The 14,490-nt window shown below is 43.9% G+C and carries 9 protein-coding genes and 30 tRNA genes; 33 read left to right on the forward strand and 6 right to left on the reverse strand.

Going from position 1 to position 14,490, the window contains the following annotated elements:
• Positions 1–97: 97 nt before the first annotated feature.
• The gene (locus V7K45_RS16985; protein WP_335005401.1) at positions 98–730 is read left to right on the forward strand and encodes a cytochrome b N-terminal domain-containing protein; all 633 of its coding nucleotides are present in this window, start codon (positions 98–100) and stop codon (positions 728–730) included.
• A gap of 60 nt (positions 731–790) precedes the next feature.
• On the opposite strand, the gene V7K45_RS16990 is transcribed toward V7K45_RS16985, so the two are convergent.
• Positions 791–2,710: a cation:proton antiporter gene (locus tag V7K45_RS16990; RefSeq protein ID WP_335005403.1), complete on the reverse strand. Its 1,920-nt coding sequence runs from the start codon at positions 2,708–2,710 to the stop codon at positions 791–793.
• A gap of 326 nt (positions 2,711–3,036) precedes the next feature.
• Between V7K45_RS16990 and V7K45_RS16995 the strand changes: the two genes are divergently transcribed.
• Positions 3,037–3,109: transfer RNA gene (locus V7K45_RS16995), tRNA-Glu, on the forward strand.
• Positions 3,110–3,202: 93 nt separating this feature from the next.
• On the opposite strand, the gene V7K45_RS17000 is transcribed toward V7K45_RS16995, so the two are convergent.
• From V7K45_RS17000 to V7K45_RS17010, 3 genes are all read right to left on the reverse strand, one after another.
• Positions 3,203–3,790: an SRPBCC family protein gene (locus tag V7K45_RS17000; protein ID WP_335005406.1), complete on the reverse strand. Its 588-nt coding sequence runs from the start codon at positions 3,788–3,790 to the stop codon at positions 3,203–3,205.
• A gap of 8 nt (positions 3,791–3,798) precedes the next feature.
• Positions 3,799–5,817, reverse strand: coding sequence for a GAF domain-containing sensor histidine kinase (locus V7K45_RS17005; RefSeq protein WP_335005408.1), 2,019 nt, complete (start codon positions 5,815–5,817; stop codon positions 3,799–3,801).
• Positions 5,818–6,766: 949 nt separating this feature from the next.
• On the reverse strand, positions 6,767–7,102 hold the full coding sequence (locus V7K45_RS17010) for a hypothetical protein (RefSeq protein WP_094347436.1): 336 nt from the start codon (positions 7,100–7,102) through the stop codon (positions 6,767–6,769).
• Positions 7,103–7,539: 437 nt separating this feature from the next.
• Between V7K45_RS17010 and V7K45_RS17015 the strand changes: the two genes are divergently transcribed.
• Positions 7,540–8,046 carry an HNH endonuclease gene (locus tag V7K45_RS17015; protein WP_322689471.1) on the forward strand — a complete coding sequence of 169 codons (507 nt, stop codon included), beginning with the start codon at positions 7,540–7,542 and terminating at the stop codon, positions 8,044–8,046.
• A gap of 16 nt (positions 8,047–8,062) precedes the next feature.
• Entirely contained in the window at positions 8,063–8,452 is a 390-nt protein-coding gene (locus tag V7K45_RS17020) for an alr0857 family protein (protein ID WP_335005410.1), read from the forward strand.
• A 205-nt stretch (positions 8,453–8,657) separates the two neighbouring features.
• Here V7K45_RS17020 and V7K45_RS17025 read toward each other — a convergent pair whose 3' ends face one another.
• Positions 8,658–9,503 (reverse strand): polysaccharide deacetylase family protein, encoded by an 846-nt coding sequence (locus V7K45_RS17025; RefSeq protein WP_335005412.1) that lies wholly within the window; start codon positions 9,501–9,503, stop codon positions 8,658–8,660.
• Positions 9,504–10,002: 499 nt separating this feature from the next.
• Here V7K45_RS17025 and V7K45_RS17030 point away from each other — a divergent pair.
• The 29 genes from V7K45_RS17030 to V7K45_RS17170 all read left to right on the forward strand — a co-directional run bounded on the left by V7K45_RS17030 (position 10,003) and on the right by V7K45_RS17170 (position 12,998).
• A tRNA-Asp gene (locus V7K45_RS17030) sits at positions 10,003–10,076 on the forward strand.
• Positions 10,077–10,080: 4 nt separating this feature from the next.
• Positions 10,081–10,157: transfer RNA gene (locus tag V7K45_RS17035), tRNA-Glu, on the forward strand.
• Positions 10,158–10,160: 3 nt separating this feature from the next.
• A tRNA-Cys gene (locus V7K45_RS17040) sits at positions 10,161–10,233 on the forward strand.
• 10 nt (positions 10,234–10,243) lie between these two features.
• Positions 10,244–10,319 (forward strand) — tRNA-Met (locus V7K45_RS17045).
• A gap of 3 nt (positions 10,320–10,322) precedes the next feature.
• Positions 10,323–10,394: transfer RNA gene (locus V7K45_RS17050), tRNA-Trp, on the forward strand.
• A 56-nt stretch (positions 10,395–10,450) separates the two neighbouring features.
• Positions 10,451–10,521: transfer RNA gene (locus tag V7K45_RS17055), tRNA-Glu, on the forward strand.
• A 7-nt stretch (positions 10,522–10,528) separates the two neighbouring features.
• A tRNA-Tyr gene (locus tag V7K45_RS17060) sits at positions 10,529–10,611 on the forward strand.
• A 4-nt stretch (positions 10,612–10,615) separates the two neighbouring features.
• A tRNA-Ser gene (locus V7K45_RS17065) sits at positions 10,616–10,705 on the forward strand.
• Between the two features lie 4 nt (positions 10,706–10,709).
• Positions 10,710–10,784: transfer RNA gene (locus V7K45_RS17070), tRNA-Arg, on the forward strand.
• 82 nt (positions 10,785–10,866) lie between these two features.
• Positions 10,867–10,941: transfer RNA gene (locus V7K45_RS17075), tRNA-Phe, on the forward strand.
• Positions 10,942–10,947: 6 nt separating this feature from the next.
• Positions 10,948–11,022 (forward strand) — tRNA-Asn (locus V7K45_RS17080).
• Positions 11,023–11,027: 5 nt separating this feature from the next.
• Positions 11,028–11,100, forward strand: a tRNA-Gln gene (locus V7K45_RS17085).
• A 3-nt stretch (positions 11,101–11,103) separates the two neighbouring features.
• Positions 11,104–11,179: transfer RNA gene (locus V7K45_RS17090), tRNA-Gln, on the forward strand.
• Positions 11,180–11,185: 6 nt separating this feature from the next.
• Positions 11,186–11,317: transfer RNA gene (locus V7K45_RS17095), tRNA-Leu, on the forward strand.
• A gap of 6 nt (positions 11,318–11,323) precedes the next feature.
• Positions 11,324–11,401, forward strand: a tRNA-Leu gene (locus tag V7K45_RS17100).
• A 1-nt stretch (position 11,402) separates the two neighbouring features.
• Positions 11,403–11,475: transfer RNA gene (locus tag V7K45_RS17105), tRNA-Pro, on the forward strand.
• A gap of 3 nt (positions 11,476–11,478) precedes the next feature.
• Positions 11,479–11,552 (forward strand) — tRNA-Leu (locus V7K45_RS17110).
• Between the two features lie 4 nt (positions 11,553–11,556).
• Positions 11,557–11,633, forward strand: a tRNA-Leu gene (locus V7K45_RS17115).
• Between the two features lie 6 nt (positions 11,634–11,639).
• Positions 11,640–11,712 (forward strand) — tRNA-Pro (locus tag V7K45_RS17120).
• A 4-nt stretch (positions 11,713–11,716) separates the two neighbouring features.
• Positions 11,717–11,789: transfer RNA gene (locus V7K45_RS17125), tRNA-Leu, on the forward strand.
• A gap of 132 nt (positions 11,790–11,921) precedes the next feature.
• A tRNA-Met gene (locus V7K45_RS17130) sits at positions 11,922–11,993 on the forward strand.
• Positions 11,994–12,005: 12 nt separating this feature from the next.
• Positions 12,006–12,078: transfer RNA gene (locus V7K45_RS17135), tRNA-Thr, on the forward strand.
• A gap of 102 nt (positions 12,079–12,180) precedes the next feature.
• Positions 12,181–12,252, forward strand: a tRNA-Gly gene (locus V7K45_RS17140).
• 5 nt (positions 12,253–12,257) lie between these two features.
• Positions 12,258–12,333: transfer RNA gene (locus V7K45_RS17145), tRNA-Val, on the forward strand.
• 6 nt (positions 12,334–12,339) lie between these two features.
• A tRNA-Arg gene (locus V7K45_RS17150) sits at positions 12,340–12,413 on the forward strand.
• Between the two features lie 112 nt (positions 12,414–12,525).
• Positions 12,526–12,599 (forward strand) — tRNA-Ala (locus V7K45_RS17155).
• A 9-nt stretch (positions 12,600–12,608) separates the two neighbouring features.
• Positions 12,609–12,682, forward strand: a tRNA-His gene (locus V7K45_RS17160).
• A 7-nt stretch (positions 12,683–12,689) separates the two neighbouring features.
• A tRNA-OTHER gene (locus V7K45_RS17165) sits at positions 12,690–12,772 on the forward strand.
• Positions 12,773–12,927: 155 nt separating this feature from the next.
• Positions 12,928–12,998 (forward strand) — tRNA-Lys (locus tag V7K45_RS17170).
• A gap of 94 nt (positions 12,999–13,092) precedes the next feature.
• Here the strand turns inward: V7K45_RS17170 and V7K45_RS17175 are convergent.
• Entirely contained in the window at positions 13,093–14,181 is a 1,089-nt protein-coding gene (locus V7K45_RS17175) for a glycoside hydrolase family 3 protein (RefSeq protein ID WP_335005414.1), read from the reverse strand.
• Between the last annotated feature and the right edge of the window lie 309 nt (positions 14,182–14,490).

Raw genomic sequence — 14,490 nt, forward strand, 5'->3', positions numbered from 1 at the left:
ACTTTATTTTTATATAAGAAAAGTAAAATTTATTAAAATTTATTAGCTAAAATCGTAACAAGAATAAATACTTAGTTAAGAACAGGAGGGGTGAGCCATGCAAAGCACCCAGTTCGATCAGATTTTGCGACGAATAGCGACGATATTATCAGTCGTGATTTTGACTCTGTGTTTAATTTATATTTCTACTGGAATTTTGTTGTCTTTTTACTATGAACCGACAGCAGGCGGAGCTTATAACTCCTTAAAGATGATTAATACACAACTGCCATACGGTTGGTTGTTTTGGAGAGCGCATGAAATTGCTGGTAACGGGGTAATTGCGATCGCTCTAATTCAAATTGTGGTGATGTTTTTAGGTCGGCAATTTCGCAAGAGTTGGCTGGCTGCTTGGATTAGTGTGATTTTGTTAACCCTAAGTGCGATCGGGCTGGATTGGACAGCGATGATTTTAGATTGGACTCAGGAAGGGTACTGGCGTTTTAGCATTGAGCTAGGAACCATCGAAGCCATTCCTTTGATTGGTGGGCAACTGCGCGAAATCCTGACTGGTGGTGGAGCCATTAACACAATTACCGTCGAACACCTTTACACAATCCACAGTTATCTGATTTCGGTAGCGACGCTAATTCTCGCCATAGTACATTTGTCTGCTTTACTCTGGCAGGAATGGCAAATGTATCAAGAAGCGCCAAAACCAGAAGGCGAATTTATTCCTTCCCAAAGCTAATAAAGAGTCAGGAATTCCTCCCCTGCCCCTCTGCTCCCTTGCTCCTCTGCCCCAATCCCCTCATCCCCCAGAAGCCTCAGTAGGAGAAAGTTGAGATAACTGGGCGAGGGATAGGTCTTCAACCTCTGGTAACTTTTCTAGAGAGAGGGGAGTAGATTGGGTAGCACCAGATAAGCGTTTTAAAAGGCTAGGTCTGGGGTCATGTAACAGATAAATAATGCGATCGCCAATTTCCCAATCTTGGTTAGCTGGCATTACTTGTAAGCGTTCTGCTCGTTCTATCAATAGCGGTATTAAAGCCCCAGTCCGAATCTTTTCTTGGATGCGATCGCATTGAGTCGAAAACTCCAACTCATCTAGCGTAGTTGTCCCTAACTTCACTCGTCCATCATTCAAATATTCATTCCAAGTTTTAATTGCTAAGTCTGGAATAAAAGCTTGATTAACTTTATTACTAGTCGAGGTACTCGCTTGCGGATCGCGGGGAAAAACAGCTAAGACGCGCGGGGGTTTAAACTCCTCAGCTGCTCGTTGAGCCAAAACAAAATTCACCTCGCCATTACTTGTCATAGCCAAAAAAGTACCTATAGAGGCAAGTCCGGCCTCTTCTAAAACCGCAGCATCTAGCGCACTGCTGGCAATAACCCGGAGATTTTGCGCCTCGGCTTGCACAAGACATTCGGGATCGGTATCAATCATCACCACGTTTTCTCCCCGTTCTTGAAAGAAACGAGCAATTACAAGACTCAAGGGATTACAACCCACAATCACTGCCCCAGTTACGTCCTTGGAGGTGATTTGCAGCCATTTAGCAACCCAGCCAGCTGTTAGCCCCTGGCAGACAACAGTCATGATAATTGTCAGGAAAACTAAAGCTTTGATGGAATCACCGCCGTTAATGCCTCGCTGTGTCAACGAAATCGCAAAAAAAGAAGCTACAGAGGCAGCAACAATTCCTCTTGGAGCAACCCAGCTTAAAAACAGTTTTTGTCGCCAGTTGAGGTCACTGTTCCAGGTACACAAGAGGATATTGATCGGGCGAACGACAAACATTAGTACCAAAACAGTGAATAAACTACCCCAACCCAAAGCAAGCACACTTGCAATGGATAGGTCAGCAGCTAATAAGATAAATAGCACCGAAACGCTGAGAATTGTTAACTGACCTTTAAAGCTGCGTAACAGACGTTCTTCCGGGACTGAGGAGTTGGCAAAGACTGCTCCTGCAACTACTGTTGTCATGACTCCCGATTCACTGCGGATCATCTGCGATAAGGTAAACAAGCTCCAAAGTATCGCCAACACCACTAAGTTTTTTAGCTCAAATGACAGAAAGCTGGCGCGTTTGAAAATCAAACTCATCAGATAACCACCAGCACCACCAATAGCTGCGCCAACACCCAGGCGGATAAGTAAACCGACGATCGCATTGATCGGGTCAGCATCGCCGTTCAAAATCGTATCGAGGACAACGAAGGCGAGGATAGCCCCTACAGGGTCAATTAAAACCCCTTCTCCTTCCAAAAGTGTTGCCACTTGTCGATCTACATTGATTTGTTTGAGCAATGGGCCAACGACGGTTGGGCCTGTCACCACGACTATAGAAGCATAGAGAAAAGCTATGTTCCAGGGAAATTCACCCAGCCAGTGAGCAGCCATACTACCGCCAAGTAGGGTGATTAGCGTTCCTTGAGTGACGAGCAATTGTAGGCTGACAGAAACTCTACCTAACTCACGCAGATCCAAGTTAAGTCCGCCTTCAAACAAAATGATTGCCGTGGCGAGGGCGACTATAACTTCCAGTCCAGTGCCTAGCGAATGGGGATGCAATAGCCCTATACCATCGGAGCCAAACAAAATGCCCAACAGCAATAACAAGACGATGCTGGGTACACGAAGGTATGCAGCCAGCACTTGGGCGCTAATGCCTGCAAAGACAGCGATCGCCATCTGTATGGTGATTTCAAAAGATGCTTCCATATTGTAGATTTTGAGCGATTTATTTCAAAATCTCTTGTAAAAAACCGTAGATATTAACTCTAAAGGGTACAACATCATACCCTTTGTTCCTTGCTGTCTTCAGCGTTTTTTAGATATGTGTATACCCCGAAATTCCCAGCGCCCAACGCTGACGCACTCTGCGGCTGACCACAGAAGTATCTACGGACTTTTTTATCTGTCTCCATATCTTTGTATCTTCTTCAAGCTTTTGCTTTCACCCAGTTTAGCTGTCACAAACTTTTTTTGGCAAAACCTGTTGACAACGGCAAGGAAATTGGTTAACTTATAAAAGGTCTGAGTCCGATGCCCCCATCGTCTAGAGGCCTAGGACACCTCCCTTTCACGGAGGTAACGGGGATTCGAATTCCCCTGGGGGTACTTAAAAAAATAAAAAGCAAAAGCTTTTTTATTTGAAATGTAGCAACAATAAACCATCATTCAGGAATACATCTGAATGGTGGTTTATTGTTGTTATGCATACGGTTCTTTGCTGGCTAGTTCTTCTACACGTTGGTAAATAGCCAAAAGATTTAACCGCAAATCTTTGCTCAGACGATTTTCAATAATTCCCACTGGCATAGTGAGTTTAGGCCAAACTTGAATTGTGTAGGACAGATTTGTTCCTAAAGACTCTCCGAAAGAATAAGGCTCTAAGCACCAGCTACCAGAAAAGCCTTTAAAATCTCCCTCTACCATGCGGAAATTAATTGCTTTAGGGAAGCATTCTTCCAAATCTAGAACTACCCGCGCACAAAAGTTGAAATTCAGTAAGCGTTGGGAGCCTACTTGCTCCAGTCGAATTCCACCATCGGGATGCTCGATTAGACAACTCTTGGCGAGGTTGGGGAGGAAGTCTGGTAAGGCTTCATAATTTGTCAGAACCTTCCAGATTTGCTCCACTGGGTGAGGAATTTGGACTTTAGCAGTGATTTGCCGCTGTCGCTCTGCTATTTTCTCAATTTGAACTTCTACCTGAGCAAGTAAATCCTCTTCTAGGTTGGTGTCATCAGTGGAAGATTGCAAATCAGGGTTCTCTGTTGCGTTCTGTTTTTTAGTCACTTTCAGAATTATGGTTTGCTTTCGTCAGAAAATTGGGGCAGAGTCAAGGTGAAGCAAATTTCGCTCTGTTCAGAATCCAAGATTGGGAGACTTTCAACAGCGATCGCTCCATTTAGATGCTGCACTAAAGACTTGACCAAAGCAAGTCCCAAGCCAGTCCCTGGAGTCCAGCGCCCTTTTCCACGACGGAACTTATCAAAGATGTAGGTCGCTTCTTCTTCAGAGATGGCACGTCCTGTATTCGTCACCTTCATGATAACTCGATCGATTTGTCGATCGACTCGGTGAGCCGCTTCAAGGCGAACTATTGTATCAGGCTCTGAGTATTTACAGGCATTCGTTAATAATTCTTGCAGGATGCGGTCAAAGCTCTCCAGTTCAGTTTGCAGTTTGAGCGATTCTTCCGGCAAATCTATAGAAATTTTTAATCCTTTTTCGCCAAGTTTTTTCTCAAAAGATGCTGCTATATCCTGAATTCTAGTATTTAAATCTATAGATTCTAATTGCGGGGCTTCGTGAGGCGACTCTAGCTTTTGGAGTGTCAACAAGTCATTAATCAAGTTAATTTCTTTTGAACATTCCTGCTCAAGAATATCTAGATATTTACCCTGACGCTCTGGTGCTATTCCTGGCAAACGCAAGTTTTTTATTGACATCAGCATATTTGTCAAAGGGTAGCGTAGGCGATCGCTCATGTTACTCAAAAATTCATCTTTGAGTTCATTAAGTTTCCGTAGCTGCTCGACATACTGCCGGGTTCTTTCATGCAATTTCGCTTGCAGTTCTAGACTACTTTGAAGTTTCGCCGTCCGCTCATCTACCAACATTTGCACTTGGCGCAATGTCTGTGACTGAATTATGGCGTTACTCACTTGAGCGCAAACCATTTCCACAAGATTTAATTCTTCTGGTTGCCAATCGCGAATCACAGATTGCTGTAGCACCAAGAATCCTAAAATTTTACCTTGACTTTCCAATGGCACTAAAAGTACCGCAGGCAATTTCTCTACCGCAAATAATGAAGCAGCTGTCAAGGTATCGTTTTGATCTGTATAGTCATCGAAGATTACTGGTTTTCCAGAATCCATGAAGGCACGCTGGCATAAACCACAATCTGAAATCAAGAAAGACTCAGCTAAGGTGTCTGGTTGACTAGTGCCAGAATTTTGTGTTTCTCTAGCCCATTGGGCGATTACACTAGCTTTCGCTTTGGGGATTTGTTTTTTAGCTTGAGTCTTAAATAGTGGATCTGTATATTTTAGTAAGATGAGTAAACCCCGATCTGCCTGTAGAGATTCGGCTGTCGAGGCGATAACTAACTGGAGCATTTGATTCAGCTCCAAGTTGCTACGACTTAATATGGTTAATTGCTTGATCAAGCTTTGATGGTGCTTGCTTTTTTGCAGGGACTGCTCTTGATGAGTAATTTGTTGAGCTTGTGCCACTCCAGAAAAAGCGATCGCGCAAGCCGACTCCACTTCTTTGAGCAATTGTTTTTCTGATTCACTCCATTCATAGGGTTGGAATTTAATCAGATTAATCACTCCATTATTATTGCCACCAAAGCGAGTGGGAATTGCCAAAACCGCTTTTATCGGTAGTGGTAAATATTGACACCCAATTACCAGACTATTCTGAATGATCGAAATATCTTCAATAGTCAATGGTTGGGCAGCACATTGCAGCACTGGCGAGTGCATAAGCAACTGTTCCATCGAAAACATTTCTTCTGGGTATGGCAACCCTAGAAACTCATCAGCACACCAATTAGTAGTAGTTGCTTCATCTGATGTCTCATCCGCCACTGAAACCAAGCAGCAGCAATCTACTTGAAAAGCAACTCCTAGCAATTGGGCAATCTCTTGCAGCATCAAAGCCGTAGCAGAGCCATTAGCAATGATTTGGTTAATCTTTTGTACCAACTCGCGGGCAGGTTCTTCCTGATGCTGCATCAGCTTGACTTGGTAAGGTTGTAGTCGATCTATGTCATCTACGTAATGTGGCGGCGATGATAAAGGCTTTTTCATTTTTGGCACGCCCTCGGATAATAACCCCTTTGTTCTTGCACCCAACTTCTTGGCATATTCTTCACCGTTAGTTGTGTTGCTACACCCTGATAATTGACAAATTTTGTGTGAATACTTTCTCTCACCTGTTATAGCCCTTTTCTATCTCAGATGGCCAAATTTCCACTGCATCAAGCAAATTGCTACATTGGTACATAAGTAATAAAATACTCAAGATATCCTATAAATGCTTAAGTTAGCTTATTTTTAACTGCACTGTCTTGAAATAATTTACTAACTTTATCCTGTCTGTAAGTATACATAAACCGTAATTTCTCTGGAATTACAGCAAAATTCCCCTTTTGAGGGCGTAAAATTACGTAACTTGCTTTATAAAGCTTTATTACATTTCTTGAAAAAACTAGTAGGTTTAACAAGCTACTCCTCGATCTCCGTAACTCTCAGTAAAATATCAACAAAAGTAAAGGAGGTATGAAGAGGTTATTCTTGCAGTGTAGGCTTCTCTTCTCTAGGAGAGGCTGCATCAACGAGACGTACTCATGTTCAGACCCGATTTACACTGATAGCGTAACTATGGTAGCGAGTTCGTAAGCGTCTTGTTCCCAACCTATGGTAGAAATTTGGAGTAGAGCTTAAATTTAAATAAATTCTTGCTCACTAGAGGTTGCGGCAGTTCTGGCTAAATTGTTAATGCAGCCCAGTTATAAGTAAAAATAACTAGGCTGCATTCGTCTGAATATAAAACTAAACCACATCTTTGAAACGATCTACGTAGTCAAGGAACAGGGAACAGGGAACAGGAAAGAAGGCTTTCTAAGGTGTACTGAGTTTTTTCAGAAATCAAATATGAGTCCTATATATTTTTTAAAGTAGTAAGAGCATTTTGTACTCCCTGCTGGTAGGGCGGGCTAGATGCCCTCCCTACACCAGGTTGCAAAATAGACGAAGTTTATCCAGCCAAGCTCTCGACACTCAGAGGAACCATATCGCCATTTCTCGTTAGTCCTAACAACATCGGTTCTTGGGGTTGAATTAGTTGACCTGTAAGCACACAGCGTTCTTCTTGCTGAGCTGTGGCAGCTATGCTAGCTCGAATGTCGGATCGCGAAAATCGAGGCTTCCACTCACCTGATTTTTGCTGGACATAATTCCAAAGGATATCTCGGATCAGAGCTTGATATCCCTGATTCCCAGCTATTTCTTTGAGCTTATCTTTGAGTTCTCTCTCTAGGCGAATGCTGGTAACTTCCATATCAGTGGTTGGGGTGCGAGCGATCGTATGCATCAGTTTTTCTCCTTAAAGGTATAGACAGGATAGTAATACAAGTGTAGTATGTTTAAAGGAATGTTCAATAGGTGAAATTTTCTGTGAAATCCATTTACCCCATCTCTACTTCAATTTTGTGCGCTACCAATTGCCGAACCAATTGGGAATCAGCTGCTATGGAAGTGGAGTATTTATTTATGGGCGATGGTAGCCGAAATCATGGGCAAATCACAGAGGGTAATGATGATTATAAGTATGTAGGCTTTAGTGCACTAATTGCAAAACCACAACTAAATCAAAAAAGCGGGGGGTACAGGCGAAGGAATCCTGTACCGATATGAGACCAGAAAATTTTCCGGTCAATTCTAACCCCCGCTTCACCAAAAACTTGAAGCGGGGGTTTTTTTATAAGGAGTTAAGCTGTGACGATATCTTCCATGCGCGGCGCGAACGCAATGCAAGTGTTAGAGCAATCTGTGGTGGTGTTTTCTCAAAATTATTTGCCACTATGTCGGGTCAATATCAAGCGGGCGATTGTGCTGTTAGTAACCAACAAGGCGCAACCGCTGGGTTTTACCACAGAAAGCGGATGGCAAGTTCACTCACCCAGTTTGGTAATTGATGTGCCAAAACATATTCGCTTGACAATCACTTCTAATGAGCGGATGTGGAAAGTTCCGCCAGTGAATCGGCGAGAAGTATTGCGACGAGACCATCACAGTTGCCAATATTGCGGCAGCAGCAAACATCTAACGCTAGATCATGTGATGCCGCGTTCTAAAGGCGGTTCTCACACTTGGGATAACGTAGTCGCAGCTTGTGAAAGATGTAACTCCCGTAAAGGCGATCGCACTCTGTTTGAAGCTGGTATGCAACTGCGTACCAAACCAAAAGCGCCAATCCACCCCGCGATTTCTTTTGCTGAACAGTTTTGGATAGATATGCAAGCAAACCTGGAATAACAGGAGAGCATAAGGAATGCTGAAATTAACTTACACTGAAAGCAGTTTTGATTTGGAATGTCTCACTCTGTCGCTAGAAGAATGGGTAGCGCAACGAGTGATTTTAGCCCTGCGAGTTGGGCAAAGTTTGTGCATTGAACCCAGTACCGCTTCCTTTTTGCTTCCTGTTGATTTGCCAGGAGTAGAAGTACTCAGGTCTGAGGTAAAAAGAGATGACAGAGAAATCATTGCCCTCTGTGCCTGCGATACCGAATATATGGAAGTCACCCTGCGGGGTTCTTGGCTATCAGATAGTTCTAAGGATTCTGTCGGTGTGTTTGTCACCACTATGAGCGATCGCGCTGAGTTCTTTTTGCACAAACTTTGGCAAGAAGCTCAATCTTGTGCCTCTGTTATGAGTGAATAAACGAAATAGTCGGGTGACTCAATTTTGGATTTTGGATACTTCGACTTCGCTCAGTACAAGTTTTGGATTTTAGATTTGTTCTCACGTTGAAATTCGGGGGTAACTCTTGGAGACTTGCGAGAACAAACATTTTGGGATTTCGGATTACTCAATCCAAAATCCCAAATTTAAAATCTAAAATCAGGTGAGGAGAATTTCTCACCCTTTATTGCGTCATTTTTAGTAGTTCAGGAATTGTTACAAATCGGTAGCCTTGCTGTTTGAGTCCGTTGATGATTTGTGGCAAAGCTTCTACAGTTCTGTGGCGATCGCCACCACCATCATGCATTAAAACAATGAAACCAGGTTTTGCGCCTTTCAGGACATTATTTACAAATGCCTGTGGTTTGGCGTGAGGATCGGTATCAGCTGAAGTTAGCGACCACATAATTACAGCGTCTTTACGGCTTTTGGCGTAAGCGGCTAGTCCGTTATTTAAAAAGCCTCCAGGAGGACGAAACAGAGACGTTTTCACTCCTGTAGTTTTGTATATCAAATCGGCTGTGCGATCGATTTCACTCTTGGCTGTGGCTTCATCCATTCGCCGATACCAATGATGCCAAGTATGGTTGCCAATGGCGTGTCCCTCGGCTACTTCACGCTTGGCTAAGTCTGGATTTGCTTCTAAAGCTTGTCCTACCCAAAAGAATGTGGCTTTAACATCATTTTGCTTCAAGATATCCAGCATTTCTAGGGTTGTTTTTGGCCAGGGGCCATCATCAATGCTAAGAGCAATAACCTTTTCGTTGTTGTTGGGTTGTACCTTATAAACTGTTTTTCCCTGAAATTTATCTGGGACTGTAAAGGTAGGGCTTTCTACTTTGACTGATTGCGGTAATTGGGCATTAATGTGGCCCTTTGCTGGATCTGGAAGTGCAGTGTGGATTTTGCTTATTGGCTGGTTCAATCCCGATTGTGGAGAGATACCTGGAGCAATACTACAAGCTGTAATACTAGAGGCGATCGCGACAATACTAATTATCTGTTGTCGCTTGAAGAAGTTGTCTGTCACGTCAGGCTTTTAAAGATTCACCCAATCATAAACTGTAGTTTGACTTTTCAGAGGGTTTAGCAAGCTCAAATATAAGTGCAGAAGCTTTTCTAGACAATTTCAAAAAAACTTTCTGAAACCCCTTGACACCTTTTGTAGTATTTTGTAGTATAAATGTAGTGGAGCAGAAAACAAGCTTCCCAAGAGTCAAAGTTATGTTCTACATACAACTAAAGGACAGGCGTTGGAATAAACCAAAGTCCCCAGTCAATAAAGCTGTTTCTACTTGCAAACCATCCGCAGTAGAAGCAAGAAACGAAAAAAGTTCTAAGTTTGCACTCATCAAAACCACTGAATACATCCGTAATACACAACAGGCTTGCTACCTAGAGTTTCGGTTGTTTTCCTAATAGTAAAAAGTCAATTTTCTGAACCTTGAAAACTAAATAAGAAATGGGCAAGTTCACCAACAAAATCTGTGCCTAAAAACCTCAATGTTTAAGCACAGATTCTCAAAAATCGGGGTGTAGCTCAACTGGCTAGAGCGTTCCGTTGTCTGCGGAAATGTTGCGGGTTCAAGTCCCGTCACCCTGGTTATAGTCCTGTAGGCGAATAGTTTAAGCCGTCAGTTTCTCAAACTGAAGATTGCGAGTGCGAATCTCGTCGGGACTCCCAAATGGCTGAGTAGCCAAGTGGTCGAAGGCGTTGGTCTGCAAAACCGACATCGTGAGTTCAAATCTCACCTCAGCCTTTGGTGCGATCGCAGCGTAGCTTAATCAGCAAAGCCCCAGGTTCATACCCTGGTATATGCGGGTGCAAATCCCGCCGCTGCCACCAAATGCAGGGATGGTGTAACGGTAACACCTCGTGACTCCAAATCCGATGTTCTAGGTTCAAATCCTAGTCCCTGTGTCAGACAATTTTAGATTAAAAAATTTAATCCAAAATCTAAAATTCGGTAAATTATGCCCTCGTGGACGAATGGTTAAGTCAGTGCTCTTTCAAAGCACAGATGCGAGTTCAATTCTCGTCGAGGGAATGATTATGGGTCGGTGGCCGAGTCTGGTTGAAGGCGACAGTCTGTAAAACTGTTCTTTTTTGCACGCAGGTTCAAATCCTGCTCGACCCACTATGGAGAGGTGGCTGAGTGGCTGAAAGCGTCCTCCTGCTAAGAGGAAGCGGGTAGTTAATGCCCGTCGCAGGTTCAAATCCTGTTCTCTCCGTTTTGAGAGTGTGGTGTAACTGGATAACATCTCAGTCTACGAAACTGAAGATTTGAGGGTTCAAATCCCTCCGCTCTCGTTATATCGGAGAGATGCTGGAGTGGTTGATTCGAGTTGAATTAAACCAGTCCCTGGGTAAAACCTATCTCTCCTTCTTCTATCTCCCGGTAGCTCAGTTGGTAGTTAGCGCCTGTCTGAAGAACAGGAGGTCGTCGGTTCGATTCCGACCTGGGGGGCTTCGTTGCCTCATAGCTCAATGGCAGAGCAAGCGGCTGTTAACCGCGCGGTTGTAGGTTCGAGTCCTACTGAGGCAGCCATTCATTGCCGGGTGGACGAATTGGTAAGTCGCATCGCTCTGAACGATGAGGTTGCAGGTTCAAACCCTGCCCTGGCAATAAAGCCCTGTGGTGTAATTGGCAACATAGCGCCCTTTGAAGGCGAAGATTCCAGGTTCGAGTCCTGGTAGGGCTGCCAAACTCTGCTCTTGTAGCCCAACTGGAAGAGGCTGCCGTCTCAAAAACGGTAAGTTGTGGGTACCCTGCGGGAAGCCGCTGACGCTCCTTCGTCGCTACCGCTTCGCTAATGCGTCTACGATTCCCACCAAGAGTACCAAAATTTGCTCCTGTAGCCCAATTGGAAGAGGTGGCAGACTTAAAATCTGTTTGGTTGTGGGTTCGACTCCCACCAGGAGTACCAACGGGATGTAATTCAGTGGCCAGAAGCCATGCTTTGGGAGCATGGAGTCGCAGGTTCAAATCCTGCCATCCCGATATGCCCCTGTGACGGAACTGGCATACGTGCTGGAATCAGAGTCCAGATTTTGCAGGTTCAAATCCTGTCAGGGGTACTAAGCTCTCGTGGCGGAACGGAAGACGCACTAGACCGAGGATCTAGTTTTTTGCAGGTTCAAATCCTGTCGAGAGTACCAAAATATCTGGGTGTAGCGCAGTTGGGAGCGCAGGAGTTTCGGGAACTCCAGGTCGTAGGTTCGATCCCTGCCACTCAGACTTTGCCCTTGTAGCCCAACGGAAGAGGCGCTTCGCTTAGAACGAAGAGGTTGCTGGTTCAAATCCAGTCAGGGGTATTGACTTCTTGCAAAAATTCTTTTGCAAGAGGGGGAAAGAGAAAAGGTAAAAGGGAAAAGGTTTCTTATTACTCCTTTCTCCTTTACCCCTTACCCTTTTCCCACTTCTGCAAGAAGTCTATTGGTGAATATGCGGGGATAGAGCAACGGTGGCTCGTCAGGCTCATAACCTGAACATCGGCAGGTTCAACTCCTGCCCCCGTTACCAAAAATAGTGCTGGTGTAGCTCAATTGGCAGAGCAACTGACTTGTAATCAGTAGGTTGCAGGTTCAATTCCTGTTACCAGCTTGATGCGGGTGTGATGTAACGGCAGCATGAGACGTTTCCACCGTCTTCGTGCGAGTACCCTGCGGGAAGCAAGCTACAAATCTCGCCGTCCGCTCTGAACTTGCGGGTGTGATGTAATCGGTAGCATCTGAGTGCGCCATACTCAGTGCGTGGGTTCAAGTCCCTCCACTCGCTTGCGTAGTCCTGTAGCTTCAACGGTAGAGCAAGTGCCTTACAAGCAAGAGGTTGCAGGTTCAAATCCTGCCAGGACTACCAAATATTGGGAGTGTAGCTCAATGGAATAGAGCTTCGAGCTTCTACCTCGAAAGTTGTGGGTTCAAGTCCTACCACTCCCGCCTAAACAAGTCAAAAGTTAAAAGTCAAAAGTTAAAAGTCAAAAGTCAAAAGAATGAATTTAATATTTCTCTTTCTTTTTAGTTTTTACTTTGCTCTTTTTACTTATTTGATGGGGTCATAGCTCAAGTGGCTAGAGCGCCTGCCTTGCAAGCAGGAGGTTATGGGTTCAATTCCCATTGATTCCACTGATGATGGTGTCTGAAGCCAAAGTGGTCGAGGCGCTGGTTTGTGGAACCAGTCATAGCGGGTTCAAGCCCCGTCAGACGCCCCTCAATGGAAGATGCCGCTGAATGGACGGCAACTGGTCTTGAAAACCAGGGTATGGGCAACTGTAGGGGTTCGATTCCTCCATCTTCCTCTTTTTCCACCTGAAGCCGAAAAGTGAGGCGCTGTGCTGATAACACAGAAATAGGAGGGGCAGTACCTCCCTGGTGGATTTATATCTAGTGTTGGTGTTACAAAGATTGCGATGTAATACGATCGCACTTGCTCATTTCTTTTTCAAATTAACTAGGGTGGTTGGCATACCGGCTGTGCAGCGGGCTTTTAACCCGCAGAAATAGGTTCGACCCCTATACCACCCACTAAACAATTAAAAATTAAAAATTAAGAATTAAAAATTACAATCTTTGTTAGGCTTTTGGCAATTGCTAATATTCAACTTGAATTCACGTTGGGTTATGAATAGCAACTAGCGATCGCTAGTTGAGCGTGTTGCAATAATACATCTTTATCCAAAGCATGTATGGGATATTGCGGTGTTACTGCCAGTAGTTTCTCAATTCTTTCTCTGGCTGTTTCTACGACTGCTTCATCTAAACTACCGTTACTGAGCGAATCAGCAAAATCTTCAGCAATCCGATAAGTTCTTTCAATAGATGATGAATTAATATTACGCGACACAATAAACAGATCGCAGCCTGCATTAAATGACCGCGCCACAGTACCAGCTTTCATAAACATATCTGAGATCGCTTTCATATCCAAATCATCAGATACAACTACTCCCTCAAAGCCAAGTTCCTCTCTAAGTATGGTTTTGAGGATAGTCTGAGAAAGCGTTCCTGGCACATCAGGATCTATCTTGGGAAATAAGATATGGACAGTCATAATCAAAGGAATCTTTACTTCGATTAAAGCTCTGAAGGGTATAAGTTCTCGAAGTCGCAGGTCTTCTAGAGTTAAATTCAGTATTGGTAGCTCAATGTGAGAGTCCTTGCTGGTGTCTCCATGTCCGGGAAAGTGTTTAGCACATCCCAAAATTCCTGAATCTCGAAGTCCAAGGTAATAGTCACGGGCACCTTGAGTGGCAGTTTCGGGAGTGTTACCAAAGGCACGCGACCCAATCACGGGGTTGTCGGGATGGGAAAATATATCTGCAACAGGTGCCCAAGATAAATTGATTCCCAATGATTTGAGTTCTACTGCTGTAGCTTTTGCTACTTCATGAGCGTGCGATCGCAGCAATAAGGCATGAGGAAAGCGGGTAATTGGCGATGGTGTACGAATTACACGACCTCCTTCATGATCGAGAGTGAGGAACATGGAATCACGTTCAGTATATTCTCGTATCTGGTTATTCAAATCCTTGAAGCTTTCCAGCCAAACCTGATATGGGGTGCCATCCAAAAAGTTCTTAGCAAAAAAGATTGCCCCAATCGGTTTTAATTCATTGAGTGCGCGTTTATCGTCATCGCTTAATGTAGTGCCGGAAATACCTAAAATTAAGTGATGTCCAAAGCGCCTTAGCTCCTGCGATACACCCATAATCTTTTACCTGTTCAACCTAGAGAACATAAACATTTATCCTACACCCTTATAGGGAGAGGAAAGTTTTCTTTAAGTAATGCCCCAGATATTTCCTAATAGCAAATACACAAATTAGCCAAGAAATCAACTACTTTAAGACAACTTTTAAAATTAGCTATTTTCAGTCAAAGGAAATACTTTTGTTTCCCTAAATCACTTGCATGTAAATATAGATAAAGTGCGTGCCGCAAAGCTATTGCCAACAATGGTATTAGCAATTTGTTTGGGTAGGCGCGCGTAGGTAAAATTCCCTTTGGCAAAAGTTTT

Origin of the sequence: Nostoc sp. (assembly GCF_036917375.1) — a bacterium.
GTDB lineage: Bacteria > Cyanobacteriota > Cyanobacteriia > Cyanobacteriales > Nostocaceae > Nostoc.